Genomic DNA, 25,082 nt, shown 5'->3' with positions numbered 1-25,082 from the left:
CACGCGGGTGCAGCTGGTCCAGGCGGCGATCCGCGTGTTCACCACGCGCGGCTTTGCCGCCGCGACCATGCAGGAGCTGGCGGCGGTTGCCGGCATGACCACCGGGACGGTCTACAACCACTTCAAGACCAAGGACGAGGTGGCGCGTGCGGTGGCGGTGCTGCTGGCCGACTCGCTGTGCCGCCGCATCGGCGAGAGTCAGCAGGGCATCACCGAGGGCGCGCACCGCATGGCGATCGGCAACCAGCGCTACATCTGGCTGGCCGAGCAGAGCCCGCAATGGGCATTGATGACGCTGGACGTGGCCGCCGCCGCGCCCGAGCTGCTGCTGGAGATCCGTCACTACGTGCTTGCCGACCTGCGGCTGGGCGTCAAGCAGAAGGCCTTCCGCATTCCCGGCGAGGCGGCGGCGATGGACCTGATCAACGGCACCATCGCGCAGGCGATGCGCAGCGTGGCGCTGGGGCTGGCGCCTCCGAACCATGGCCGCGAGGTCGCGACCTGCGTGCTTCGCGGGCTGGGGATGGAAGCGGCGGCGGCGCGCGAGGTGGCGCACCGGCCGCTGCCGCCCTTTCCGCCCATGGGCGCAGCGCCGGCCTCGAGGAAAAAGCCGGGGGCGAAGGCGAAGCGCGCCTAGCGGGCTGCGCCGGCGAGTGCGAACCGCGCCGCCCGCACGATGCTTGCGGCATCCACGCCGAAGAAGGCGCGCAGCGCTGCCCGCGTGTCGCTGCGCCCGAAGCCGTCGGTGCCGAGAGTGAGGTAGCGCCGGCCGGGCGGCAGGAATGCGCGGATGCTTTCGGGCACGGCGCGCACGTAGTCGGTGGCGGCGATCACCGGCCCGCTGCTGCCGGCGAGCTGCTGCGCGATGAAGGGCTGGCCCGGCTCCGCCGCGCCGGCCACCGCCCGTGCCTCGCAGGCTTGCCCGTCGCGTGCCAGCTCGCTCCAACTGGTGACGCTGAAGACCTCGGCATCGATGCCCTCTCCGGCCAGCTGCTGCGCGGCCTTGAGCACTTCGGTGAGGATCGCGCCCGAACCCATCAGCGTGATCTTCGGGCCCGCGCCCGCAGCGGCCTGGAAGCGGTAGCACCCGCGCAGCACGTCCGCTTCAACGCCCGGCGGCAGGTCGGGCTGCGCGTAGTTCTCGTTCATCAGCGTGACGTAGTAGAAGGCGTCCTTCTGCTCGACCATCATCTCGCGGATGCCGGCATCGACGATCACCGCCATCTCGCCCGCGAAGGCCGGGTCGTAGGCCTTGCAGTTCGGAATGGTGGCGGCGATCAGATGGCTGGTGCCGTCCTGGTGCTGCAGGCCCTCGCCGCCCAGCGTGGTGCGGCCCGAGGTGGCGCCCAGCAGGAAGCCGCGCGGGCGTTGGTCGGCGGCGGCCCAGATCTGGTCCCCGACGCGCTGGAAGCCGAACATCGAGTAGTAGATGTAGAAGGGCAGCATCGCCAGCCCGTGCACGCTGTAGCTGGTGGCGGCAGCCGTCCAGCTCGCGATGGCGCCCGCCTCGCTGATGCCCTCCTCGAGGATCTGGCCGTCGGTCGCCTCGCGGTACGAGAGCACCGAGCCGATGTCCTCCGGCGCATAGCGCTGTCCCACGCTCGAGTAGATGCCCACCTGCTTGAAGAGGTTGGCCATGCCGAAGGTGCGCGCCTCGTCGGCCACGATGGGGACGACGCGCGGCCCCAGCGCGCTGTCTTTCATCAGGTTGCCCAGCATGCGCACGAAGGCCATGGTGGTGCTCATCTCCTTGCCCGCGGCGGCCACCGCGAACTGCGCGTAGGCAGCGATGTCGGGCTTGGCGACCGGCTCGCATGCTGTCTCGCGCCTCGGCATGCTGCCGCCCAGCGCGGCGCGCTTCTCGCGCAGGTAGCGCATCTCTGGGCTGTCCTCCGCCGGCTTGTAGAAGGCGGCCTGCGCGGCCTGCTCGTCGGTGAGCGGCAAGCTGAAGCGGTTGCGGAATTCGATGAGGTCGGTCTCGCCCAGCTTCTTCTGCGAGTGCGTGGTCATCTTGCCCTGGCCCGCGCTGCCCATGCCGTAGCCCTTCTTGGTGTGGGCGAGGATGACGGTGGGCTGGCCACGATGCGACGCAGCCGCGGCGTAGGCGGCGTGGATCTTCACCAGGTCGTGGCCGCCGCGCTTGAGCCGGTCGATCTGCTCGTCGGTCAGGCCTTCGACAAGACGTGCCAGCTGCTCGTTCTGGCCGAAGAAGGTGTCGCGGTTGTAGCGGCCATCCTTGGCCGCGAAGGTCTGCATCTGGCCGTCCACCGTGCTGGCGAAGGCGCGCACCAGCGCGCCCGCGGTGTCGCGCGCGAACAGGCCGTCCCAGTCGCTGCCCCAGACCAGCTTGATCACGTTCCAGCCGGCGCCGGCGAACAGCTTCTCCAGCTCGTCGATGATGCGGCCGTTGCCGCGCACCGGGCCGTCCAGGCGCTGCAGGTTGCAGTTGACGACCCACACGAGGTTGTCGAGCTTCTCGCGGGCGGCGAGCGTGAGCGCGCTCATCGATTCGGGCTCGTCCATCTCGCCGTCGCCGAACACGCCCCAGACCTTTCGTGCGCCGCAGTCGAGCAGACGGCGATGCGTGAGATAGCGCATGAAGCGCGCGTGGTAGATCGAGCTGATGGGGCCGATGCCCATCGAGCCGGTGGGGAACTGCCAGAAGTCCGGCATCAGGTAGGGATGAGGGTAGCTGCTGAGGCCGCGCGCGCCGCTGCCGCTGGCGAATGCGGGTGCGCTGAGCTCCTGCCGGTACTGCTGCAGGTCTTCCGCGGTGAGCCGGCCTTCCAGATAGGCCCGCGCATAGACGCCCGGCGCGCTGTGCGGCTGGAAGAACACGAGGTCGCCGCTATGGGAAGCGTCTCGTGCCTGGAAGAAGTGGTTGAAGCCTGTCTCGAACAGATCGGCCGCGCTGGCATAGCTTGCGATGTGGCCGCCCAGCTCGCCATAGGCCTGGTTGGCGCGCACGACCATCGCGAGCGCGTTCCAGCGCATCAGGGAGGCCAGCCGCTCCTCGATCGCCAAGTCACCGGGGAACGCCGGCTGCTGCTCGACCGCGATGGTGTTGACATAAGGAGTGGCCAGCTCGGGCTGCCAGCCGATGCGGCGGGTGCGGGCGATGCGCGCCAGCTCGTCCAGCATCCAGCGTGCGCGCTCGGGCCCGTGCGTCTCGGCGAGGGCAGTAAAGGCTTCGCGCCATTCCGTGGTCTCGGCCGGGTCGGGGTCGTGAAGGGGCGCATCGAGCAGCGCCCGCAGCTGGTCGTTGGAAATCGGGGCATTCATCAGCCGCACTTTAGGCCGCGATTCGCGAAATGAGCTGCTGTTCAGGTAGGGGCTAAGCCTCTGGTGCAGCATAAGATGCCGCAATTCGGGCAATTCAAGGCAGTTTATGCAACCGGACGTTATCGACCTGCGCATCCTCGACGAACTTCAGCGCGACGGCGCCTTGACCAATGTGGAGCTGGCGCGCCGTGTCCATCTCTCGCCCTCTCCCTGCCTCGCACGGGTGAAGGCGCTGGAGGCGGGCGGCGTGATCCAGCGCTACGTGGCGCTGGCCGATGCCGCCGCGCTGGGACTCGGGCTGAATGTGTTCATCTCGATCAGCCTGCGCACGCAGAGCAAGCAGTCGCTGGCCGATTTCGAGCAGCGCATCGCCGAGCACGACGAGGTGATGGAGTGCTACCTGATGACCGGCGACAGCGACTACCTGATCCGGGTCGCCGTGGCCGACATCGCAGCGCTCGAGAAGTTCATCCTCGAGCAGCTGACGCCCATCGCGGGCATCGAGAAGATCCGCTCGAGCTTTGCGCTCAAGCAGGTGCGCTACAAGACGGCGCTGCCGTTGCCGGCGGCGCCGTCCTGATCACAGTCCGACGATGCCGCCGTCGTCCTTGGTGATCACCACCGTGGCAGAGCGCGGGCGGGCATTGCCGCCCTCCGGCCAGTGGCTGCCGAACTGCGCCGGCGTGGTGATGTTGGCTGCCGGCGTGGTCTCGCCCGGATGCTGGATGTTGACGAACAGCGCGCGGCCGTCGCCCGACTCGGCGATGCCGGTGATCTCGCAGTCCTTGGGACCCACCAGGAAGCGACGCAGGCCGTCGGTGCCCGGTGCCTTGCCGACGAAAGTCGCCTGCTGCCGGGTGGTGGAACCATCGACGTTCGTGATGGTCCTGGCCGCGCCGTCGCCAACCTTGCCCGGGACGGCAGCAAGCAGCATGCAGTTGGTGACATCGGTGTAGGCGCCGTCGTCGGTCTCCAGCCACATCAGCCCGCCGGTCGCCTGGCTGAACCACATGCCGTCCGGGCTGGAGAAGTCGTTGTCGGCGACCAGGCCCGAAAGATTGATGTCGGCGGATGCGCCTGCACGCGCGCCGAACAGGTACACGTCCCACTTGAAGCTCAGCGCGGCGGGGTCGCCGTTGTCGTCGGAGAAGCGCACGATGTGCCCATTGGGGTTGCCGGTCTGCGCGGTGGCGGCGGCGCCCTTCGGGTCGTTGTAGAAGCGCGGGTTGGCAGCGTCGGTGGCGGTGATCGGACGCGAGGCCGCATTGGTGTTGGTGAGGGTGACGTACACCTCGCCGGTCTTCGGATTGACGGCCGTCCACTCGGGGCGGTCCATCTTGGTGGCGCCGGCCGCATCGGCCGCGAGGCGCGCGTTGATCACCACGTCGGCTGCGTCGGCGAAGGCGTAGGCCGTGTTGCTCGAGGTGATGCCGTTGACGCCGAGCTTGAGCTCCAGCCACGCGCCGGTGCCGTCGGCGTTGAACTTCGCGACGTAGAGCCGGCCGTCATCCATGTACTTGTCGCCGGCGGCCAGGCCACCGTTGATGTCAGCCGCGTCCCAGCTCTTCGTCGAGACGAACTTGTAGATGTACTCGTTGCGCGAATCGTCGCCCATGTACCAGACGAGGGGCTTGCCGACAGTCACCGGCCCAAGGCAGGCGCCTTCGTGGCCCATGCGGCCGAGCGCGGTGCGCTTCTTCGGCGTGCTGCCAGGCGCGAAAGGGTCGATCTCGACCACCCAGCCGTAGGTGTTGGCGCCGTTGCGGAAGTCGTCGGCAGCGGCGGCGCCGACCACCTGCGTATTCCAGCGGCCGTAGAGGCCGTCGGTGGTGTCGGGCGTGACGGTGGCCCACAGTTCGCGGCCGGTGCCGGCAACGCCGTAGCGGTTGAAGCTGGCGATCTCCCTGGCGGTGCGGTTCGGGTTGTCGGTGGCGGCGATGCGGCGGAAGTAGCCGGCCCAGTTCTCCTCGCATGTGAGGTAGGTGCCCCAGGGCGTGGTGCCGTTGGCGCAGTTGTTCAGCGTGCCGCGGGTCATGCTGCCGTCGGGGGAGAACCGGGTCGCCAGGTGGCCGGTCTTGGCGGCTGGGCCGGAGAAGGCCATCTCGGTCAGCGTGTGGACCCGGCGGTTGAAGGCGGAATCCTGCTTGTAGCTCCAGGCACTCGCGCCCTTGTTGACCTCGATCACGCTCACGCCGTGCAGGTAGAACTCGCGCAGCACTTCGTCGGCAACGGTGCGCACTTGCGCATTGCCGGTGCCGGTGGTGGTCTGGCCGGCCGGGTGCAGGAAGAGTGGCGTGATGGCTTCGTGGTTCATCGCCAGCAGGCCGCGCGCGGCGCTGGCCGGCGCCCACTTGCCCGAAGCGTCCATGCCGAAGAAGGTCATCCCGTCGTGGTGGTCGCCGGCACGGCGGTCGTAGGTGTGGGGTGCATCGGTGCCGTCGTTGGCGTAGGCCGGCACGCCGGCCGCGATTGGATCGCCGAGGCGGTACAGCACGGTCGCGGTGTAGCCCGCCGGGACCGTGACGACGTCGGCAAGGCTCTTGGAGACGGCGTTGAACCCGAGCTTCGGCGCGGCCGGTGCCGGTGCCGGGGCCGGTGCAGGAGCCGGCGCGGGCGCGGGTGCCGGGGCCGGTGCGGGCGGCAACACCGGGAAGCCGTTGCTGCCGCCGCCGCCGCAGGCCTGCAGCAAAGCAGTGCCGGCAGTGCCGACGCCCAGGCCGAACAGGTGGCGGCGGCTCAGGCGAGACGCGAGCAGGTCGTTGAAGGAGGGGTTGGGGCTGGTGTTGTGGCCGATGTCGTCCGGGTCGATGGGGAGGACGTCATGGCGGGGCTTGGCAGTCATGCGCGAATCTTTCAGTGGGGAAACGGTTGTTGCGTAAACCCCGATACGCTAAAAGTTCAATATGACGCCACCAAGTCAGCTGCGCGGTGGATGCCGGGCGCGCTTGCGCCCGCTGCTCGCTGTCATTTCGGCCACAACGCCCACAGGCGCAGTGGCTGATTCACGCGCGCCGCCAGCCGCCCGGCTTCCGGCCCGGTGCCGGCGAAGAAATCGGCGCGCACAGCGCCCACGATGGCGCTGCCCGTGTCCTGCGCCACCACCAGCCGCGCGAGGGGCACCGCGGGCCCGGGCGAGGCCAGCCACACCGGCGTGCCGTAGGGAATGCTGTCGCGGTCGACCGCGATCGAACGGCCTGCGGTGAGCGGCACGCCCTGCGCGCCGACCGGGCCGGCGGCAGCGTCGATGTCGGGCAGCGGCTCCTCGCGGAAGAAGACGTAGCGCGGATTGCTCCACAACAGCTGCGACAGGCGCTGCGGGTTCTGCGCCACCCATTGCTTCGTGTCGTCGGGCCACAGGCTGACCTTCGTCGCGCCCTGGCTCTGCAGCCACTGCTGCACGCTGCGATACGGCTGCTCGTTGGTCGCCGAGAAGGCCACGCGCACGGTGCGCTGCGAGCCGTCGGCCTCGGTGATGCGCAGGCGGCCCGAGCCCTGGATGTGCAGCATCAGCACGTCGATCGGGTCGGCCAGCCACGCGATCTCGCGCCCGCGCAGCGCGGCCTGCGCCTGCGGCAGCGTGTCGATCTCCTGGCGCGTGAACCACGGGCGGCGCGCCACCAGGCCGGCGGGGGCCTGGTAGAGCGGCACGGTGTGCTGCGCGGTCGGCCGCCGCGAGGCCTCGAACACCGGCTCGTAATAGCTCGTGAGCTTGCCTTCGCCCGGACCCGAGAGCGGCTCCACGCGGTAGGGCTGCAGGCGTTCGCGCAGCCACTGGCGCTGCTCCTCGGTTTCGGCCAGGGCCAGCTGGCGCACTTCGCGGCACAGCGGCGCAAAGGCGGCGTTCGGGCGGGCGCAGTTGGTGATCATCGCGCTCCAGCCTTCATGCAATGCATCGTCCTCGAAGCCGGGCAGCTCGGACCAGGGCACCGGCACCCAGCGACTTTTCGGATGATTGAGCGAACCGGTCAGCGGGCCCAGGTCGCGAGCCGGCGGCGGCGGGCTCGAGGGCGCGGTTGCGACCGGTGCTTCTGTTTTCAGGGTGCCGACGGAACAGCCGGCCAGCGTTGCTACGATCGCGAGCCCGACCACCCACCACCGGAGTCGTAATTTCATGGGATTGATTTTGCTCGAAGCGCTCGGCGCCGGAATCGTGCTGGTGCTGATCGTGTGGTGGACGATGTTCTCCGGCCGCAAAGGCGGAGAACTGCACGAAGCGGACAAGACTGAAAAAGCGCCCCCGTCCGACGAACCGCCCACGCGCGGCTCACCATAATGGTTCGCCCTGTTCCACTGACTGAAGGGTCTCCAATGAAGAAATTCGTCCTCGCCACCACCGCCGCCGCGATCGTCCTGTCCGGCTGCGCCGGCATGAGCGACACCCAGCGCAACACCGGCATCGGCGCCGGCGTCGGTGCGCTCGGCGGCGCCGCGATCGGCTCGGCAACAGGCGGCAACAGCCGCGCCATCGGCACCGGCGCTGCCGTGGGCGCAGCCGCCGGCGCGCTCGGCGGCTATCTCTGGTCGCAGCGCATGGAAGCCCAGAAGCGCGAGATGCAGGCTGCCACGCAGGGCACGGGCATCGCGGTCACGCAGACGCCGAACAACGAACTCAAGCTCGCGATTCCGAGCGATGTCTCCTTCGACACCGGCCGCTCCACGATCAAGCCCAACTTCGTGCCCATCCTGAACCAGTTCGCGAACGGCCTGCGCAACAACCCCAACGCCGAGGTGCGCATCATCGGCCACACCGACAGCACCGGCACCGATGCCATCAACAACCCGCTGTCGGTGGAGCGCGCGGCGAGCACGCGCGACTATCTGATCGCGCGCGGCGTGCCGCAGCAGGCCTTCCGCATCGAAGGCCGCGGTTCGCGCGAGCCGATCGCGGACAACAGCAGCGATGCGGGGCGCGCGCAGAACCGGCGGGTGGAGATCTACGTGGGTGAGCGGCCGCAGGGCTGAGATGAAGGCTCGATGCATGGGCATCGGCCCGGCGTCGCCGGGCCTGCCATGCCCTTGGTCTGGCCGTGTCCTAGTTCATCGGGTGCTGTGATTTGCGTTCTGCGGCCAGCCGCGCCTGGCGGCGACTGACCCACGTCTGCCAGGGAGTCCAATGGGCCAGGAAATCCTGGAAGCCCGCGTTTCCGCGTTGCAACATGTCCTGCCATGCCGCCTGGACGGTATCGGCAGCCACAGCTTGTCCCTGCGTCATGACACCCTTGTGCAGAGACACCCCGCGCTTGCCGCCGTCGCGCAATACAGCGATCAGGGCGTCTTCGAAAGCCAGCGAGACTTCGATTTCAAGCGCTGAGGTCCGCCCTTCCGAAGCTCGCACCGTTTCCAGCGTGCTCGCGTAGGCGTCCTCCAGCAGCTTGTGCCGCTGCACGCAACGGGCATAGTCGAGCGCAAGCAGCGGTGTGTCGTCGAGTCCACCCGAGGCGACGCGGTGTTCCATATACGCGATGCACATCTTCGAAAGCGCGAACAGGCAGTTCTTGCCGGTGGTCTGCTTCTCTGCAGCATTCAGTACCGACCGTAGCGCGCCCGGGTCGTCGCGCATGCCGGGAAGAAGCGTGTGCAGGAGGCCCTCTACATGGCTTTGCGTCGGTTCATCCAGGTAGTAGATCTCCGTGATCGTCTTCTGCACGGCCCTTGCGCCCGGGGTGCCTGCTACCGACTGCCAATGCTTCGAGAACTGGAGTTCGTTGAAATCGTTCACGAAGGTGGGCTGCGTGTGTTCCCCTTCTCCCGGGTCGGCGCCAGCGTTTCGCATGGCCAGAATGATCGCGTGAAGCTGCCCGATCTCCGCCCTCAGTTCAAGGGAAGTCGCCTCGTTTTCCGCCAGCCGTTGCTTCACCGCGGCAATGTCCTCGTCATCGGACCCGACATGCCCTGAAGGCACGAGCTCGTCGAGCAGAGGAAGATTCCAGCTGCGAACGTCGTCGGCGTTCAAGGCTTCGTCCGAAGCCAAGCAAATCTCCAGCCGGTCCAGGACCTCCCGCACATCCTCAATCTCTCCGATGGAAACCTTCGCATCGCGCTGTGCGAGGTACAGATGCGTGCCTTCCGGCACATGTGCACGCAGCAGTTCGGGCAGTTCGGTGTCGGAGGCCGCTTCTTCGCCCACCTCGATTGCGCAGAAATTCCACTCCGAGACGATGGCAGCATCTTGCCAATGCCGGACCAGGGTGTCGCTGGGACCTCCTATCGAGAGCACGGCCAGAGTTGGCGCGCCGGGGTAGCCCATCGACAGGGCCAGCACTTTCGAAATGCGGCGCGGCGTATTGGGCGGCGCTCGAAGCGTAATCCGCGGCGACCCTGGAGGGGTGCGGTTGGGCGTGGTGCTGGAACTGGGGGTCACGGGTCATTCTTTCTTGACGATGTGTTGAGAAATGGTTGCGTGCGCCGCGACGCATGACTTGCGAAAGCGACGCAGAGCGCACCAGCCTGTGTGACCAGCAGGCCGGTTCGGTTCCAAGGCTCGTGCTCAAACGTCTCTCAACAGATTCGCAAGCTCCACGGCCGACTTCACCTCCATCTTCTCGAACACCCGTGCCCGGTGCACTTCCACGGTCCGCACACTGATCGAAAGCTGGTCGGCGATCAGCTTGTTGGGCAGGCCCTCGACGACGCGCCGCATCACGTCGCGCTCGCGCTCGGTGAGCTCTTCGACGCGGCGCATCAGCAGCTGGCGCGCGCGCTGCGCCTCCACCGCGCGCAGCGAGGCGCCGAGGGCATGCTCGATGCGATCGACCAGCGCGTTGTCCGAGAAGGGCTTCTCGCAGAAGTCGAAAGCGCCGCGCTTTACCGCATCGACGGCGGTGGGCACATCGGCATGGCCGGTCAGGAAGATCACCGGCATCACTTCGAGCAAGCCGCGCTCGGCCAGGCGGTCGAACAGCACCAGTCCGCTCATGCCCGGCATGCGCACGTCCAGCAACAGGCAGTGCGGTTGATCGGCCAGCGGACCCTCGGCCAGGCGCAGCTCGAAGTCCTCCGCACTCGCGTATTGCTCGCTCACCAGCCGGCGCGAGCGCAGCAGCCAGGCCAGCGCCTCGCGCACGCTGGCATCGTCGTCGACGATGAAGATCAGGGCATCGATCAGGGGTTGCATCAAGGAAGAAAAGAACGGGAAAGACGGAAGAATTTCAGGCCGCCGGCAGGGTAAACCGGAACACGGTGCCGCGCGGGCGCTGCGGCTCGAAGGCCAGCGCGCCGCCGTGCTGCTCCACCACCGTGCGGCACAGGCTGAGGCCCAGGCCCATGCCGTCGGGCCGCGTGGTGAAGAAGGGCGTGAAGAGCCGCGCCGCGACCTCCTCGCTGATGCCGACGCCGCGGTCGGCGATCGAGAACTCGACCCAGCGCCGCACGTCTGCCTTGTCGGGGCTCGCGTCGCTTTCGCCCACGGCGCGGGCGCGCGTGACGCGCAGGTGCAGCACGCGCTCGCTGAGCTCGGGCAGGTCCATCGCCTGCATCGCGTTGCGCGCCAGGTTCAGCAGCACCTGCTCGACCAGCGTGCGGTCGCACAGCACGCGCGGCAAGCGCTCCTCGTAGTGCACATCGACGCGCACGCCGAGCTTGCGTGCCTGCAGTCGCACCAGCGGCAGCACGGCATCGATCAAGGCCTGCGGCGGGACGGCCTCGCGCACGCGGTCGCGCCGGCGCACAAAGTCGTGCACGCTGCGGATCACCTGGCCGGCGCGATCAGCCTGCTCGGCGATGCGTCGCACGGCCATCGCCACCTCGCCGTGGTCGCCGCCGGAAGAGGCTCCTGCGCTGCGCAGCAGGTTGAGCGAGCCGCTGGCATAGCTGGCGATGGCGGCCAGCGGCTGGGTGAGCTCGTGGCTCAGGAGCGAGGCCATTTCGCCCACCGTCGCGAGGCGGGCGCTGGCCTGCAGCCGCTCCTGGCTGGCGCGCGAGAGCTCCTCGATGCGCCGCTGTTCGCTGACGTCGATGAAGGCGCTCATCCAGCCGGTTTGGGTGCCCTGCGCGTTGATCAGCGGCGCCTCGAAGATCAGCACGGGGAAGCGCCGGCCATCCTTGTGCATGAAGACCGACTCGAAACCCTCGCGCGGCGGCACGCCGCCCGCCATCCGAAGGGCCTGGCGCTGGCGGTATTCCTGCGCCAGCTCGGTGGGCCAGTAGGGCATGTCGCTGGTGCGGTCCATCAGTTCCTCGGCGCTGAAGCCCACCATCTCGCAGAACGCGGGATTGACGTAGGTGATGCGGCCCTGCAGGTCGCGTGCACGCAGGCCGGTGATGACCGAGTCTTCCATCGCCTTGCGAAAGGCCAGCGCGTCGGCCAAGTCGTGCTCGGCGCGCAGCCGCCGCCGGGTGTCCCGTGCCAGCAGCACCAGGACGGAGACCAGGGCGATCGAGATGGCGGTCACCAGGCCCGTCAGCAGGTTGGGGAAGAGGTCCGGCGCGGCCCGCCAGCCGTCCACGCGCAGCATCAGTGCATTGCCGGGAAGGTCGACGAGCTGCTGCGCCGTGAAGACGCGCGTACCCACGCGGCGCGCCGCGCCCACCGCCACCAGGCGCGTGCCGTCGGGCTCGGTGAAGGCGACCTCCTGGCCGCGCGTGAGTGTCGGCGCGACCAGCTCGATCAGCGTGTCGCGCAGCGAATAGCTCGCCACCAGGTAGCCGCCGCCGTCGACCGGCAGGCACAACTCCATCACCTCGAGGCCGCCGCTGGGCACGAAGGGCACGTAGTGGCTTGGCGAGTAGGCCGGGGCGCCCGCCTTGCGCGCGGCGGCGCACGCCAACGCCACGTCGGACTGGTCGGGGCCGCGGCTTGCTTCGTCGAACAGACGCCGGCGATACGCCGTGTCGACGGCCGCCAGCGGGCGCAGCGCAGCATCGCGCCATTCGAGGCGCAGCCACTCGCGATGCTCGCGCAGCAGCGCCGCAGCCTCCATGCGCCAGTGCTCGCGGTCCATGCCGTTGACCTGCGAGGCGCGCAGGCTCTGCGCGTTGCGCTGCAGGCCACTTCGCAGGTCGGAGACGGCATCGGCGGTGTCGCGGTCGAGGGCAGTCTGCACCTGCTCGACCTCGTGGCGGCCAGCCAGCCATACCACGGTTGCGAGCAGTGCAACGACCAGCACGGCGAGGATCAGCCACAGGAACCAGCGCTGCCACAGCGAATGCAGCGAGCGCAGCGAACGAAGGCCCGAGAAGGCCCCCCGGACCGTTCTTGCGATGGGCAGCGTGGTGGAGGACACCGGCGTCAGGCTTCAGAGCACGTGATGCGAAAGTGCCGGCAGCTGCGTGCGCGCTTGCTCGACCTGGCCGGCCTCGAGTTCGAAGCTCACGACGCCCTCTTCGATCGGGCGCTGCGCGACCACTGCGCCCCAGGGGTCCACCACCATCGAGTGGCCCCATGTCCGGCGCCCGTTCTCATGCGTGCCGCCCTGGGCCGGTGCCACCACCCAGCAGAGGTTCTCGATGGCGCGTGCGCGCAGGAGCACCTCCCAATGCGCGGAGCCGGTTGTGTACGTGAAGGCGCTGGGCACCAGCAGCAGCTCGGCGCCGCGGCTCGCGAGCGCGCGGTAGAGCTCGGGAAAGCGCAGGTCGTAGCACACGCTCATGCCGATGCGCCAGCGGTGCCCGTCGCGCGAGGGCAGGTCGAAGCAGACTGGCTCGGTGCCGGGCGCAATGACTCGGCGTTCGTCGTAGCGCTCGCGGCCGTTGTCGTAGAAGAAGAGGTGGATCTTGTCATAGCGCGCCACGCGCTCGCCGTCGGGCGAATAAGCCAGGGAGCTGTTGAACACGTGATGCTCGTCGCCGCTCTCCAGCGGCAGGGTGCCGCCGACGATCCACAGCCCGAACTCGCGCGCGGCGTCGGCCAGGAAGCCTTGCACCGTACCGGCGCCCGCGGTCTCGCGCAGCCCCAGCTTGTCGGTGTCGCGCGCACCCATCAGGCAGAAGTATTCGGGCAGCACGGCCAGTTCGGCGCCGCCGGCGGCGGCTTCGCCCAGCAGTGCATGGGCGCGGGCGAGGTTGGCCTCGCGTGCAATGGCCGAGACCATCTGGATGGCGGCGACTTTCATGAGCGCTCCGTTGTGTTTTCCGTGTCGGGTTTCGGCTGCGTCAGCGCGGTGGCGGCGGAGCCGGCGTGCCCGCCGCTTCCGGCAACAGCTTTCGCGGTATTTTGGTGATCTTGGGATCGGCCCAGGTGCCGTCGATCTGAAACTGCTGCGTGGTGGCGGCAATCAGCGGCCGGCTCAGCACCATCTGGGCCAGGAAGGTGCCGAGCCCGATCGCGGGATTGATCGCAGTCGCGACCAGCGCGGCGGTGCCGGCGTTGATCTCGGGCACCACGACCACGCGAAGGCTCTGCGTCTCGCGCGCGATGTCGGCCGAGCCGTCCATCAGCACCGCGGCGTTGACCCCCTTCATCTGGAGGTTGTTGGTGCTGGCCACGCCCTGGTCGATGCGGGCATCGCCCCGCAGGAAGTCGAAGCTGAAGCCCTGGCTGAACACATCGCGGAAGTCGAGGCTGAGGCGCCGGGGCAGCGCCTGCAGGCTCAGCACGCCGAGCAGCTTGGCGATGCCTGGCTCGGCCTTGAGGAACTGGCCGGTTTCGACGTCGATCTTCAACTGCCCGCCGAGGCTGGGGTAATCGAGCGAGAAAGGCGAGCCGCTCCAGTGCACCTGGCCCTCGAGCCGGCCGCGGCCGGCTCGTACCACGTCCTTCATGCCGAAACGCCCGAGCAGGCTGCCGGCATCGGCGATGTCCAGCTTGAAGTCCATGGTGGTGCGCCGCGGGTCGCCGCGCCCTCGGGTGCCGCTCGCGGCCGGCGCGGCGGCCCAGGCGCCCTGCGCACTGAAGCTGGCTTCGGGGGTCGTGAAAGCCAGCTTGTTGAGCCGCCACTCGCGACCGGCACCGCCGCGGTTCACGGCGTCGATCTCGGCGCGGCCCAGGCGCCGGCCCAGCAGCTCGAAGTCGTCGACCACGATGTCCAGGGCGGGCAGCGTGCCCGGCTGCTCGTCCAGCAGCGACTCGACCGCGTTGGCGGTGCTGGGTGCGATCTTCAGCCGCGCGAGCCGGGCATACAGGCGCCCCGACTGCGCGCTGCGGTACTCCGCGTAGCCGCTGAGCTCGGTCGCATCGACGTTGGCATGCCAGAGCGCGCCCTCGCGGGTGCCGCCGAGCACCACGTTGTGCAGCGTGCGGCCGCCAACCGCGAGCTCCTGCGCGCGCAGTGCAACGATGGTGGGCAGGTAAGCCGAGCCGTCGTCGCCGCTCTCGGTGGCCTGGGCCGGCTTGCCCGTGGCGTCGCCGAACAAGGCCTGCCAGGCCGGCACGTCGACGCGCGCAAGCTGGATGTTGGCGAGCACGCCATGCTCCGGCGGGTTCGCGGATTCGCCCGGAGACAGGCCGATGGCGATGCCGCCGCGCAGCACCCGCGCGTCGCTGCCGGAGATGTCGCGCACGTAGAAAGCCGAGCCGACGCGGGCCAGCTCGATCGAGAGCCGGTCCTGCAGCAGGGGGGTGCCGCCGGCGCGGGCCTCGCGATGCACGATCTTCTTTTCGATCGCGAGCGGCATCGTTTCCTCGGGCGCCTTGACCAGCGGCGAGGGCAGTTGCAGCCCCAGGCCCTGCAGGCTGCTCGCCAGCGAGAACTCGGAGGCGCCGTCGCGCATCGACAAAGTGGCCGTGTAGGGGGTGCTGCCGGTGGTTTGCCGGGCCATGCGCGCCAGCCAGTCGACTTCGCGTGCTGCGCGCATCCCCTCGGCGCTGGCACTGCCTTGTACGCGGAGGTTCAGTTCCTGCGTGGCACCCCAGCGGCCCGCGCCCTCGATGCGCACGGCACCCCCGAGTGCGCGCGCCTGCAGGCCCGCCAGTGAAAACCCTGCCTCGGTGAAGTTCAGCGTACCGCGGGCCTGGCTCAGGGTCGGGACCTCGGGCAGGACCTGGATGTCGTTGTCTGCCAGCGCGACGCTGGCCTGCACCTTGGCCTTGTCCATGGCCGCCAGCGGCAGCTCCAGGCGCAGCCGGTAGTCGGCGTTGCCGGTGGCGCGGGCACGCGCCAGGGCGGGGGCGGCTTCGCCGGCGAGCGGCGATCCGGCGCGCATCAGCTCCGCCAGGGGGCCCTTGGCCTGGGCATCGACCTTGAGCAGCACAGCGTGGTGGCCCATGTCGGGGATCTGGGCTTCGGCCTTGATCACCTCGATGCCGGGGGCGCCCGCGAGGCGCCCGCGGGCGTTGCGCACCTGCATGCCGGCGCGCTCGAACACGAGTTCGCCGCTCAGGCCTGTCAGCGCGGGCCAGTTCTTCGCGGAGCCGGCCACCGGCGGGGCGTAGGCGTAGTGCACGTCGCCCACTCGCGCGGCGATCCGGAAGTCGCCTTGCTTCGGGTCCGTGAAGGGCATGTCGTTCAAGTCCCCCTTCACCCTGAAGTCCACGATGCTGGCGGTGCCCTTCTGCACCGCGTCGCGGACGTAGTCGCGCGTTTCCTTGGGGATGTGCTGGGGCAGGTAGCGATAGACGCGCGTGCCGTCGGCGCGCGTGAGCTTGCCCTGCAGATCGAGCACGCCGGGAAAGCGCGCGCCGCTGCTGGAGCTCGCCGGGTCACTGGTGCGCCAACTGGCCTGCGCTTCTCCTTCAGCATCGGCGTTGGCGAATCGCAGTCCCGAGACCTGGAGCTGGGACTTGTCGCCGTCGATCTTCCAGACGAGCTGGGCGGACAGCTGTTCGACTGCAATCACCGGGTCCTCGAACACGCCCGGGAAGTCCAGCGCGCCGTTGGCAATGCTGAACGCGGCGCTGCCGCCGGCCTGGGTGGCGTCGAAATCGATGGTGGCCCCGCGGATGCCGGGCACACCCGCTGCCGGCGGCGGTGCGGCGTTCGCCGCTGCAGCCGGCGCGGAGGAGCGCGGCCCGCGTACCGCCGCGGCTGCAGCCGTCGGGACGGTGCCGCCCTGCGCCGCACGCGACGCGACGCCGAACCCGCTGACGCGGCCCCGCGCCTGGTACTTGTCCGGCGCGCCCAGCGGGCCCTGCCAGCTGGCATCGATGCGCTCGACCAGACCGCGTGGCAGCAGGCCGTCGATCATCCTGCGGCTGTTGTCGTCCAGGGGCAGGCGGTCGGCGATCATCGCCAGCGCGGCGAGGTCGAGCCGGTCGGCGCGCAAGGCGCCCCGTTCGGCGATCCGGCCCTTCGCCGGCAGGTGCTGGAACCAGAGGTTGCCGCCTGGCCAGCGCATGCCGTCGGAGGTCTGGAACTGCAGGTCGGTGGTGGAGAACTCCTGCGCTTCCTGCGTCATGCGACCGGCCAGCCGGCCAGTGACGTCGCGCAGCACCAGCGGCTCGAGCGACTTCCCCAGCGAGGCGTCCACCCGCAGCAGTGCCAGGTCGGCCGTGCCGCCGGCGATCTGGCCCTCGTCGACATCGGCCCAGATCCGCAGCGCGCCGTCGCCTTCCCGGATGCGGGCATCGAGCGTGACGTACTGGCCCAGCTGCCGGATGTCGATGCGCGGCAGCTCCGCGTACGCCACGCCGTCCCAGGTCTGCCAGTTGCCGCTGCGGACCGACAGCAGCGGCTGGCGGAATGCGCCGCGCAGGCTGAAGCGATCGCCCCAGCCGGCCGGCGGCGTGGCGTCGAGCCGCAGGGTGTGGCTGCGCGGACCGTTGCGGGCGATGAAATGCACTTCGGACAGCAGCAGCGGCGGAGCGCCGCGGCTTTCGTCGGTCCAGCGCACGATGCCGCCCTGGATGACGAACTCGCGCTGCGCGAAGAACCAGTCGGCCCCTCGGCTTTCGCCGGTGGTGTCCGTGTCCATGCTCAGGCCGGCCACGTGCAGCTTGCCGGCGGCATCGCGCCGCACCTCCAGCTCCGGGCGTTCGAGGTAGAGCTGCTCGAAATTCAGCCGCCACAGCGAGCGCGGCGAGACGCTCGCCACCACGCGCGCGAGGCGCAGGGCCTCGCGCTGGCGGGGGTCTTGCAGCACGACGTCGCGCAACTCGAAGCTGGGAAACAGGGTACCGCCCTCGGCAGTGATCGAGCCGATGCGCACCGGTACCCCGATAACCTTGCTGGCCTGCGCTTCCAGTGCGCCACGGTACTCGCCGATTCGCGGCACAATCCACGCGTGTAGGACTAGCACTGACAGCGCAATCAGCAGCCATGCACCGATCAGCAAACCCAACAACCAGTGTGCCGCTACAGCGGTGATCCTGAGCAGACGTGAAGGGGAAGACGTCGTGTCGTTCATTGAGGATCGCGCTGTAACGGGAATTATGACTGCGAGCCTCCCACCCGGTTCCGCCGAACCCCACGCCCGAGCTGGCACAGCGGATGTGTCGCACGCGGGGCTCGCGGCTTCTTCGCGTTTCGTGCAGCGCCTGCGCCGCCGGTACGCCGGCGAGCTGACACTGCTGCCGGCCGGCGAACCGCGCCGTGCCGCCATGGCGCAGGCCTACGAGGCGCTGCGCGAGCGCGGCGAAGGCGTTGCCGACGCGCTGCGCATCGTGCGGCAGCTGGTGATGGAGCGGCTCATCACGCTCGACTGCGAACAGCAGGCCGTGCTGTCGGTGGTGACGACCGCGGTGACCGAGCTTGCGGAGTTCGCACTCGACGTGGCCTGCCGCGATGCCTGCACCGAGCTCGAGGCCACGCACGGGGCACCTCTGGGCCCCGAGGGGGAACGTGCCCAGCTGTGGGTGGTGGGCATGGGCAAGCTCGGCGCGCGCGAGCTCAACGTGTCGAGCGACATCGACCTGATCTACCTCTACGACCACGACGGCGAGACCGCGGGCGACGCGCAGGGGCGCGCGCGCCTGGCGAACCAGGAGTTCTTCGCGCGGGCCGTGAAGCGCATCTATGCGCTGGTGGGCGACACCACCGAACACGGCTTCGTGTTCCGCGTCGACCTGGCGCTGCGGCCCAACGGCAACTCGGGGCCCAGCGTGGTCTCGCTGGATGCGCTGGAGGAGTATTTCCAGGTGCAGGGGCGCGAATGGGAGCGCTTCGCCTGGCTCAAGAGCCGGGTGGTGGCGCCGCAAGGCGTGATCGTTGACGGTTCGGCCCAGGCCCTGCGTGGCGCGGTGCTGCCCTTCGTGTTCCGGCGCTACCTGGACTACAGCGTGTTCGACTCGCTGCGCAGCCTGCACCGGCAGATCCGCGAGCAGGCCGCGCGGCGCAGCGCCGGTCGCCCGGAGCGGGCCAACGACGTCAAGCTTTCGCGCGGCGGCATCCGTGAGATCGAGTTCATCGTGCAACTGCTGCAGGTGGTGCGCGGTGGCCAGTTCCCCGAGTTGCGCACTCGGCCTACGCTCGATGCCCTGCCGCGCCTGGCGCGCGCCAACCTGATGCCGCAGGAAACGGCCGAGGCGCTGGCCGCGGCCTACGAGTTCCTGCGCCGCGTCGAGCACCGCATCCAGTATCTGGACGACCAGCAGACCCACGTGCTGCCGGTGCAAGACGACGACCTGCGCTGGATCGCGCACACGATGGGATACGAGGGATGCTGCCCGTTCCTGGCGCAGCTCGATGCGCATCGCGAGTTCGTCGCGCAGGAGTTCGACAAGCTGCTCGGCGGCAAAAAGGAACCCTGCACCAAATGCAACGGCGCGTCGGCCAAAGGCGTTCCTGCCGACCTGGGCGACCTGATCGACGAGCTGCCAGCGCCCTTCGCCGAGCGCATTCGCGCCTGGCGCGACAGCCCGCGCGTGCAGGCCCTGCGCGACGAGACGCGCGCGCGCCTGCGCCAGCTGGTGCAGCGCACCGGGCAGTGGCTGCGGGAGCCCGACGGCGAGGGCGCGGGCCAGATCGCCCACCACATCGACGGTGCGTTGCGCTGGGCCGACTGGATCGAACCGCTGATGCGCCGCGAGAACTACATCGCCTTGCTGGTCGAGCGGCCCGCCGTGCAGGAGCGGCTGTTGCGCCTGCTGGGCTCGGCGCGCTGGCCGGCGCGCTACCTGATGCAGCATCCGGGCGTGATCGACGAGCTCGCGAGCCATGAAATGCTGGCCGGCCGCTTCTCGGCGACCGAGTTCGAGCGAGAGCTGGAAGAGCGCCACCTGTCGCTGCGCCAGACCGGCGAGGCCGACGAGGAGCGCCTGCTCAACCTGCTGCGCCACGCGCACCACGCCGAGCTGTTCCGCACGCTGGCGCGCGACGTCGAAGGCCGCATCACGGTCGAGCAGGTGGCCGACGACCTGAGCGCGCTGGCCGACGCGGTGCTGCGCGTGACTGCCCGCTGGTGCTGGCCGCAGGTGCGCAACCCGCACCGGGAGGCACCGCGCTTCGCGATCATCGGCTACGGAAAGCTGGGCGGCAAGGAGCTCGGCTACGGCAGCGACCTCGACATCGTTTTCGTGTACGACGACGACGACGAGCGCGCCGGCGAGGTCTATGCGGCCTACGTACGCAAGCTCATCAACTGGCTGACCGTCAAGACCCGAGAGGGCGACCTGTTCGAGATCGACACCGCGTTGCGGCCCAATGGCAATTCAGGCCTGCTCACCACCAGCTTCGACGCCTACGAGAAATACCAGTTGGGCCGCGGCAGCAACACCGCCTGGACGTGGGAGCACCAGGCCATGACGCGGGCGCGTTTCGTGGACATGGCTTCCGGGCCGGGCGATGGCGGCGAAAGAAGCGGCGACAGCCGCGACTGCTCGCTGTGCGAGCGCTTCGACCGCATTCGCGAGGCCGTGATCGCAGCGCCGCGTGACCGCGCCGCGCTCAAGGCCGAGATCGTCGCGATGCGCGAGAAGGTGCGCGCCGCGCGGCCGGTGAAGGCCGATCGCTTCGATGTCAAGCACAGCCCCGGAGGCATGGTCGATGCCGAGTTCGCCGTCCAGTTCCTCGTGCTCTCGGAAGCGAAGGACCATCCCGAGCTGATCCCGAATGTAGGCAACATTGCCCTGTTGATCCGGGCCGAGGAGGCCGGGCTGCTGCCCGCCGGCATCGGCCGCAACGCTGCCGCGGCCTACCGCGAGCTGCGCCGCGTGCAGCACCGCGCGCGCCTCAACGAGGAGCCGACGCAGGTGCCGATGAGCGCGCTGCCGGCCGAGCGCGCAGCCATGCTCGCCCTGTGGAAGGCGGTGTTTGGCTGAGTGTGCTGTCCGCGCGAACGCTCGCGCCATCGTGCTGGCTGCCGGCGCGGCGCTGGTGCTGCTGCTGGCGGGTTGTGCCAGCGGGCCGCGCGGCGGCCGCTCCGGCAGCGACGGCCCCGGCGCCAACCCGCCGTCCGACCTCGGCCAGGTGCCCGATGCCGAGCCGCGCGTCGAAGCGATCCGCGGCAGCGGCGGCACCAGCAAGCCTTATGGAGTGGGAGGCCGCTCCTACGTGCCCATCACGGACGACCGGCCCTGGCGCGAGACCGGCCTTGCCTCCTGGTATGGGCGCAAGTTCCATGCGCAATCGACCGCCAGCGGCGAGTCCTACGACATGTACGCCATGACGGCCGCTCACAAGACCTTGCCGCTGCCCAGCTACGTGCGGGTGCGCAACCCCGCCAATGGACGCGAGGTGATCGTGCGGGTGAACGACCGCGGACCGTTCCACGACGACCGCATCATCGACTTGAGCTACGCCGCCGCCTACAGGCTCGACCTGCTGCGCGGGGTGGCGCCGGTGGAGATCGAGCGCATCACCAACGCGGACATACGCGCCGGCACGTGGCGGCGCGGGGACACCGCCCTGGCGCAGGCGGTGCCGGCCGAGTCGCCGGTGGCGCTTGCCGCGGCCGCCGTCGCTTCCAGCACCGCAGCCGATTCGGTCGCCGTACCCGCGGCGCTGACATCGCCGGTCGTCGCCATGCCGCGGGCGGAAGTTCGCGCGCTGGACGCCCTGCCGCCACTGCAGATGCTATCGCCGGAAGCGGCGCCCGCTCCGGCCGGCGCCGAATCGCCGCAAGCCGCGCCGGCATCGGGTTTCTGGGTTCAGCTGGGTGCCTTCAGCCAGAGCGAAGGTGTCCAGCGCTTCCGGCAGCAAGTGGCGCGCGGCATGCCGGGGTTGGCAGGGGCCCTCAACGTGTTCGTGGAGCGCGGCACCTATCGGCTCCAGGCCGGGCCCTACGCCTCGCGCGAGCAGGCGCGCGACATGGCCGAGCAGGTGCGCAACGGTTTGCAGCTGGCCCCGATGGTCGTCGAGCGGCGCTGACGCACTGAGGCGTGCTCAGGCGAGATCGTCAGGCGGCACGGCGGTCCGCAGCGCCTCGAGTTCCGCGCGCGTGATGACCCGGGCCGAGAAGCGCGCAGCGATGCGCGCCAGCTTTTCAGGATTGCGTTGCGTGCAGATGCGCAGGATCCGCTCGCCGTCGGTCTCGATGGTCTGCACCGATTCCAGAGCGCCGTTGTAGAAGCGCAGCAGGCCGGGTTCGCCGTTGATCTCGGCCAGCTCCAGCCGCAGCCCGCCGCCCAGCAGGCGCGGCACGGCGTAGAAGTACTGCGCGATCCGCTGCGCGCCGCGCAACATCTTGCGGAACGCCGGCACCTTGCCGCCGCTGTCGCCGATCAGCTCGGCGTCCTCGGCCAGAAGCTCCTTCAGCCGGCGCATGTCGCCGCTGGCGGAGGCGTCTGCAAAGCCCTGCATCAGCCGCCAATGGGTGTCGCTTTCCACCGCGAAGCGCGGGCGCTCGTCCTGGATCTGGGCCTTGGCGCGGTGAACCAGCTGGCGACACGCCGCCTCGCTCTTGCCCAGGGTGCGCGCCACGTCTTCGTAGTCGGCGTCGAACACCTCGCGCAGGAGGAATGCCGCGCGCGCCTCGGGGGCAAGGCGCTCCAGCACCGCGAGAAAGGCGACCGAGATGTCGTCCGCGCGCTCCAGCATCTGCTCGGGCGAGGCGGGCGCGCTGGTCAGCAGCGGTTCGGGCAACCAGGTGCCTTCGTAGTGCTCACGCTGGAGCTTGGCGGCGCGCAGGCGGTCGATGGACAGGCGCGTAACCACGGTGACCAGCCAGGCCTCGGGGTTGTCGAGTGCGTCGATGGTCGCGTCGTTCCAGCGCAGCCAGGCGTCCTGCACCACGTCTTCGGCATCGGCCGCCGACCCGAGCATGCGGTAGGCAATGCCCAGCAGGCGCTTGCGGTGTCGGTCGAAGGCGCGGGTGGAGTCGTCCATACCGGCAAGACGTTCGATGTGCCCGCCTTGTGACAGGCGCGCGCCGGCGCTCAGGCGCCCTGGTACGCAGCCTGGGGGCCGAGGTTGGCCGTGACTTCCTTGCGGTACCGGTTGAGCTCCTGCACGGTCTTGAAGCTGCGGTTCATCAGCAGGCTCAGGTTGTGCAGGATGCGTTCGCCCACCTTGTTCTCCCAGACGGCGTCGAACTTGATCTGCTTGTCCAGCCAATGCTCCAGCCAATCGGGATCGGGCACACGGCTCTGGATCGTGTCGTTGGGAAACAGCGCCTTGTTGACGTGCAGGTTGGTCGGGTGCAGCGCCTGCGCAGTGCGCCGGGCGCTGGCCATCAGCACACCGACCTTGGTAAAGGCTGCGCGCGCCTCGTCGCCGAACTTCTCGAGCGCGCGCTTCATGTAGCGCAGGTAGGCGCCGCCGTGGCGGGCCTCGTCCTGGCTGAGCGTGGTGTAGATGTGCTTGATGACCGGCTCGGTGTGCCACTCCGCGGCTCGTCGGTACCAGTGGTTGAGGCGGATCTCGCCGCAGAAATGCAGCATCAGCGTCTCGAGCGGCGGTGCCGGATCGAAGTCGAAGCGCACTTCATGCAATTCCTGCTCGGTAGGGGCGTGCCGGGGGCTGAAGCGCTTGAGGTATTCCATCAGCACCAGCGAATGCTTCTGCTCCTCGAAGAACCAGATCGACATGAAGGCCGAGAAGTCGCTGTCGTGGCGGTTGTCGCGCAGGAACATCTCGGTGGCGGGCAGGGCGGCCCATTCCGTGATGGCGTTCATCTTGATGGTCTGGGCCTGTTCCTCGGAGAGGCGGCTCGCGTCGAAGGACTGCCAGGGAATGTCTTTGTCCATGTCCCAGCGGACGGATTCGAGCTGTCTGAAAAGTTCCGGGTAGAGCATCAATCACTTTCTGAGCCGGGCGATTTTAGACGCGGGGTTTGGCGCCCCCGTGACAAGCGCGCGATGATGCGGTATAGACGACCGCGCCGCTCTTCCCGCCAAGCCCCACTTCTACCCTGGAAACTGCCATGAACTGCGTAATCCGACGGCTCATTGTTTCTCCCACTCTTGCGGCATTTGCCGCATTCGCAACGATGGCCGGGGTGGCGCCCGCCGCAGCGGTTGCCCAAGGAACCGGTGCGCGTGGCGCCGAGGCGGCCATCCCCGCCGGCTGCCCGCCCATCCTGCAACACACCTTCCCCCGCCTGCAAGACGAGAAACCCCAGACCTTGTGCCAATACACGGGCAAGGTGCTGCTGGTCGTGAACACCGCGAGCTTTTGCGGCTTCACGCCGCAGTACAAGGGCCTGGAGGCGCTGGATAGCAAATACCGCTCGCGCGGATTGGTGGTGCTCGGCTTCCCCTCCAACGACTTCTCGCAGGAGACCGGCACGAACAAGGAAATCGCGGACTTCTGCGAAAGCACTTTCGGCGTGAAGTTTCCGATGTTCGCCAAGTCCTCGGTCCGGGGAGCCGAAGCCAATCCGCTGTTCAAGCAACTCGCGCAGGTTTCGGGCACCACGCCCAAGTGGAATTTCTACAAATACCTGATCAGCCGGGAAGGCAAGGTCGTGGATTCGTATTCCAGCATGACCTCACCGGATGACAAGGGCTTCGTTCGCGAGGTGGAAAAGCAGCTCGGTCCGCAGTGACGTCTGCGGTGCCTCGCGAGGCGTGGTGACAAACGCTTACGTCTGGCTGGGAACTGCCCGGCGCGCCTTGCGCTCTTACCGGCTCGGGTCCAGGAAGCCCGTCAGTTTTTATGTTGCGAGGCCTTTCGGACGCCTGACGTCTGAATGAAATCCCGGGGCGATTCTTCTCCTCCTCCCTCCCTCCCTCCTTCGTTTCGGGGCGCCTCGTAACATCTTTATCTCGCCCCCAGGTTGGCCCACTTCGTGTGGCCGCCCACCCCCCTACCGGGGGCAACACCAGCGGCCCGGCAGAGCCGGTTCAGCAGTGTTCACCAACAAAAAGCCCCGCAGTGCGGGGCTTTTGCTTGAGGACGTCCTGAGGCTCAGGGGGCGGTGTCGGCGAAGCTGGGGCGCTGCATCAGCTTGTCGTAGAGCTTGCCGAGGTTCGGGTGCTCGCTGCGCCAGTCGATATCCGGAAACCGGAAGCCGATCCAGCCGAGCGCGCAACCGACCGCGATGTCCGACAGGCTCAAATGAATGCCGCTGCAAAAGGGCTTGTCGCCCAGGCCCTTGGCCATGGCGCGAATGCCGGCCTCGACCTTGGCGCGCTGGCGATTCATCCACGCCTGGCTGCGCTCGCCATCGGCGCGGCCGGCCCAGGTGGCCTCGAGCCGGCAAAGCACCCCGGCATCCATCACCCCATCCGCCAGGGCTTCCCAGGTCTTGACCTCGGCGCGCTCACGGCCCTGCTGGGGAATCAGTTTGCCGACCGGTGAAAGGGTGTCGAGGTATTCGACGATCACGCGGGAATCGAACATCGCCTCGCTGCCTTCCATGATCAGGCACGGAACCTTGCCCAAGGGGTTGGAGCTGGCGATGGTCGTGTCGCCGGACCAGACGTCCTCGATCACGAACTGGTAATCGAGCCGCTTCTCGGCCATGACCACGCGCACCTTGCGCACATAAGGGCTGGCGTTGGATCCGATCAGTTTCATGCGGGCTCTCTCCCCCTGGGGGTCGTCGTTGTAGCGTTTTGATTCTAGGGGAACGCGCGCAGTGCAGAATCCGCGTCCGAACCAACCAGGGAG

The 25,082-nt window shown here is 68.8% G+C and carries 18 protein-coding genes; 7 read left to right on the top strand and 11 right to left on the bottom strand.

Features of this window, described 5'->3' with window-relative positions; genetic code table 11:
* The first annotated feature begins 7 nt into the window (after positions 1-7).
* Complete coding sequence (locus E5CHR_RS29315) at positions 8-637, top strand: TetR/AcrR family transcriptional regulator (protein ID WP_162583274.1); 630 nt, start codon at positions 8-10, stop codon at positions 635-637.
* Here the strand turns inward: E5CHR_RS29315 and mdeB are convergent.
* Positions 634-3,282 (bottom strand): alpha-ketoglutarate dehydrogenase, encoded by a 2,649-nt coding sequence (gene mdeB / locus E5CHR_RS29310; protein WP_162583273.1) that lies wholly within the window; start codon positions 3,280-3,282, stop codon positions 634-636. The two genes, E5CHR_RS29315 and mdeB, sit on opposite strands and share 4 nt — an antisense overlap.
* A gap of 106 nt (positions 3,283-3,388) precedes the next feature.
* On the opposite strand from mdeB, the gene E5CHR_RS29305 reads away from it, so the two are divergent.
* Positions 3,389-3,862 carry an Lrp/AsnC family transcriptional regulator gene (locus E5CHR_RS29305; protein WP_162583272.1) on the top strand — a complete coding sequence of 158 codons (474 nt, stop codon included), beginning with the start codon at positions 3,389-3,391 and terminating at the stop codon, positions 3,860-3,862.
* Here the strand turns inward: E5CHR_RS29305 and E5CHR_RS29300 are convergent, their stop codons facing one another.
* Together E5CHR_RS29300 and mltA are read right to left on the bottom strand one after the other, a co-directional pair.
* A complete protein-coding gene (locus E5CHR_RS29300) occupies positions 3,863-6,124 on the bottom strand; it encodes a PhoX family protein (protein ID WP_162583271.1) in 2,262 nt (753 codons plus the stop codon).
* A 122-nt stretch (positions 6,125-6,246) separates the two neighbouring features.
* A complete protein-coding gene (gene mltA, locus E5CHR_RS29295) occupies positions 6,247-7,395 on the bottom strand; it encodes a murein transglycosylase A (RefSeq protein ID WP_162583270.1) in 1,149 nt (382 codons plus the stop codon).
* Here mltA and E5CHR_RS29290 point away from each other — a divergent pair.
* Both E5CHR_RS29290 and E5CHR_RS29285 read left to right on the top strand, forming a co-directional pair.
* Positions 7,394-7,555 carry a hypothetical protein gene (locus E5CHR_RS29290; protein WP_174255764.1) on the top strand — a complete coding sequence of 54 codons (162 nt, stop codon included), beginning with the start codon at positions 7,394-7,396 and terminating at the stop codon, positions 7,553-7,555. The two genes, mltA and E5CHR_RS29290, sit on opposite strands and share 2 nt — an antisense overlap.
* Positions 7,556-7,590: 35 nt before the next feature.
* A complete protein-coding gene (locus E5CHR_RS29285; protein WP_162583269.1) occupies positions 7,591-8,244 on the top strand; it encodes an OmpA family protein in 654 nt (217 codons plus the stop codon).
* A gap of 70 nt (positions 8,245-8,314) precedes the next feature.
* Here E5CHR_RS29285 and E5CHR_RS29280 read toward each other — a convergent pair whose 3' ends face one another.
* The 5 genes from E5CHR_RS29280 to E5CHR_RS29260 form a co-directional block, all read right to left on the bottom strand.
* A complete protein-coding gene (locus tag E5CHR_RS29280) occupies positions 8,315-9,643 on the bottom strand; it encodes an NEL-type E3 ubiquitin ligase domain-containing protein (protein ID WP_162583268.1) in 1,329 nt (442 codons plus the stop codon).
* A 126-nt stretch (positions 9,644-9,769) separates the two neighbouring features.
* Positions 9,770-10,396, bottom strand: a complete 627-nt coding sequence (locus tag E5CHR_RS29275; RefSeq protein WP_162583267.1) for a response regulator transcription factor — start codon at positions 10,394-10,396, stop codon at positions 9,770-9,772.
* A 34-nt stretch (positions 10,397-10,430) separates the two neighbouring features.
* The gene (locus E5CHR_RS29270; protein ID WP_232062335.1) at positions 10,431-12,440 is read right to left on the bottom strand and encodes a two-component system sensor histidine kinase NtrB; all 2,010 of its coding nucleotides are present in this window, start codon (positions 12,438-12,440) and stop codon (positions 10,431-10,433) included.
* A gap of 75 nt (positions 12,441-12,515) precedes the next feature.
* Positions 12,516-13,331, bottom strand: a complete 816-nt coding sequence (locus tag E5CHR_RS29265) for a carbon-nitrogen hydrolase family protein (protein WP_162583266.1) — start codon at positions 13,329-13,331, stop codon at positions 12,516-12,518.
* 40 nt (positions 13,332-13,371) lie between these two features.
* Entirely contained in the window at positions 13,372-17,499 is a 4,128-nt protein-coding gene (locus E5CHR_RS29260) for a YhdP family protein (protein WP_162583265.1), read from the bottom strand.
* A gap of 25 nt (positions 17,500-17,524) precedes the next feature.
* Here E5CHR_RS29260 and glnE point away from each other — a divergent pair, with 25 nt between their 5' ends.
* Entirely contained in the window at positions 17,525-20,350 is a 2,826-nt protein-coding gene (gene glnE, locus E5CHR_RS29255; protein WP_162583264.1) for a bifunctional [glutamate--ammonia ligase]-adenylyl-L-tyrosine phosphorylase/[glutamate--ammonia-ligase] adenylyltransferase, read from the top strand.
* The gene (locus tag E5CHR_RS29250; RefSeq protein ID WP_232062232.1) at positions 20,343-21,398 is read left to right on the top strand and encodes a septal ring lytic transglycosylase RlpA family protein; all 1,056 of its coding nucleotides are present in this window, start codon (positions 20,343-20,345) and stop codon (positions 21,396-21,398) included. Before glnE ends, E5CHR_RS29250 begins: the two co-directional genes overlap by 8 nt.
* 15 nt (positions 21,399-21,413) lie before the next feature.
* Here E5CHR_RS29250 and E5CHR_RS29245 read toward each other — a convergent pair whose 3' ends face one another.
* Both E5CHR_RS29245 and E5CHR_RS29240 read right to left on the bottom strand, forming a co-directional pair.
* Positions 21,414-22,355: an RNA polymerase sigma-70 factor gene (locus E5CHR_RS29245; protein ID WP_162583263.1), complete on the bottom strand. Its 942-nt coding sequence runs from the start codon at positions 22,353-22,355 to the stop codon at positions 21,414-21,416.
* 50 nt (positions 22,356-22,405) lie between these two features.
* On the bottom strand, positions 22,406-23,263 hold the full coding sequence (locus tag E5CHR_RS29240) for a ferritin-like domain-containing protein (protein WP_162583262.1): 858 nt from the start codon (positions 23,261-23,263) through the stop codon (positions 22,406-22,408).
* A gap of 194 nt (positions 23,264-23,457) precedes the next feature.
* Here E5CHR_RS29240 and E5CHR_RS29235 point away from each other — a divergent pair, with 194 nt between their 5' ends.
* Positions 23,458-24,015: a glutathione peroxidase gene (locus tag E5CHR_RS29235; RefSeq protein WP_174255810.1), complete on the top strand. Its 558-nt coding sequence runs from the start codon at positions 23,458-23,460 to the stop codon at positions 24,013-24,015.
* A 362-nt stretch (positions 24,016-24,377) separates the two neighbouring features.
* On the opposite strand, the gene E5CHR_RS29230 is transcribed toward E5CHR_RS29235, so the two are convergent.
* Entirely contained in the window at positions 24,378-24,989 is a 612-nt protein-coding gene (locus E5CHR_RS29230; protein WP_162583260.1) for a glutathione S-transferase N-terminal domain-containing protein, read from the bottom strand.
* Positions 24,990-25,082: the final 93 nt, after the last annotated feature.

This window comes from Variovorax sp. PBS-H4 (assembly GCF_901827205.1).
Taxonomy (GTDB): domain Bacteria; phylum Pseudomonadota; class Gammaproteobacteria; order Burkholderiales; family Burkholderiaceae_C; genus Variovorax.
The sequence above is the reverse complement of the archived record's forward strand: the minus strand, read 5'-3'. Positions and strand labels throughout refer to the sequence as shown.

What these genes read in the sequence shown, in the direction of transcription:
- mltA (WP_162583270.1), bottom strand. Translation starts at nt 7,395, where the DNA reads ATGAAATTACGACTCCGGTGGTGGGTGGTCGGGCTCGCGATCGTAGCA.
- E5CHR_RS29230 (WP_162583260.1), bottom strand. Translation starts at nt 24,989, where the DNA reads ATGAAACTGATCGGATCCAACGCCAGCCCTTATGTGCGCAAGGTGCGC.
- E5CHR_RS29235 (WP_174255810.1), top strand. Translation starts at nt 23,458, where the DNA reads ATGGCCGGGGTGGCGCCCGCCGCAGCGGTTGCCCAAGGAACCGGTGCG.
- E5CHR_RS29245 (WP_162583263.1), bottom strand. Translation starts at nt 22,355, where the DNA reads ATGGACGACTCCACCCGCGCCTTCGACCGACACCGCAAGCGCCTGCTG.
- E5CHR_RS29265 (WP_162583266.1), bottom strand. Translation starts at nt 13,331, where the DNA reads ATGAAAGTCGCCGCCATCCAGATGGTCTCGGCCATTGCACGCGAGGCC.
- E5CHR_RS29240 (WP_162583262.1), bottom strand. Translation starts at nt 23,263, where the DNA reads ATGCTCTACCCGGAACTTTTCAGACAGCTCGAATCCGTCCGCTGGGAC.
- glnE (WP_162583264.1), top strand. Translation starts at nt 17,525, where the DNA reads ATGACTGCGAGCCTCCCACCCGGTTCCGCCGAACCCCACGCCCGAGCT.
- E5CHR_RS29275 (WP_162583267.1), bottom strand. Translation starts at nt 10,396, where the DNA reads ATGCAACCCCTGATCGATGCCCTGATCTTCATCGTCGACGACGATGCC.
- E5CHR_RS29290 (WP_174255764.1), top strand. Translation starts at nt 7,394, where the DNA reads ATGGGATTGATTTTGCTCGAAGCGCTCGGCGCCGGAATCGTGCTGGTG.
- E5CHR_RS29300 (WP_162583271.1), bottom strand. Translation starts at nt 6,124, where the DNA reads ATGACTGCCAAGCCCCGCCATGACGTCCTCCCCATCGACCCGGACGAC.
- mdeB (WP_162583273.1), bottom strand. Translation starts at nt 3,282, where the DNA reads ATGAATGCCCCGATTTCCAACGACCAGCTGCGGGCGCTGCTCGATGCG.
- E5CHR_RS29260 (WP_162583265.1), bottom strand. Translation starts at nt 17,499, where the DNA reads ATGAACGACACGACGTCTTCCCCTTCACGTCTGCTCAGGATCACCGCT.
- E5CHR_RS29305 (WP_162583272.1), top strand. Translation starts at nt 3,389, where the DNA reads ATGCAACCGGACGTTATCGACCTGCGCATCCTCGACGAACTTCAGCGC.
- E5CHR_RS29285 (WP_162583269.1), top strand. Translation starts at nt 7,591, where the DNA reads ATGAAGAAATTCGTCCTCGCCACCACCGCCGCCGCGATCGTCCTGTCC.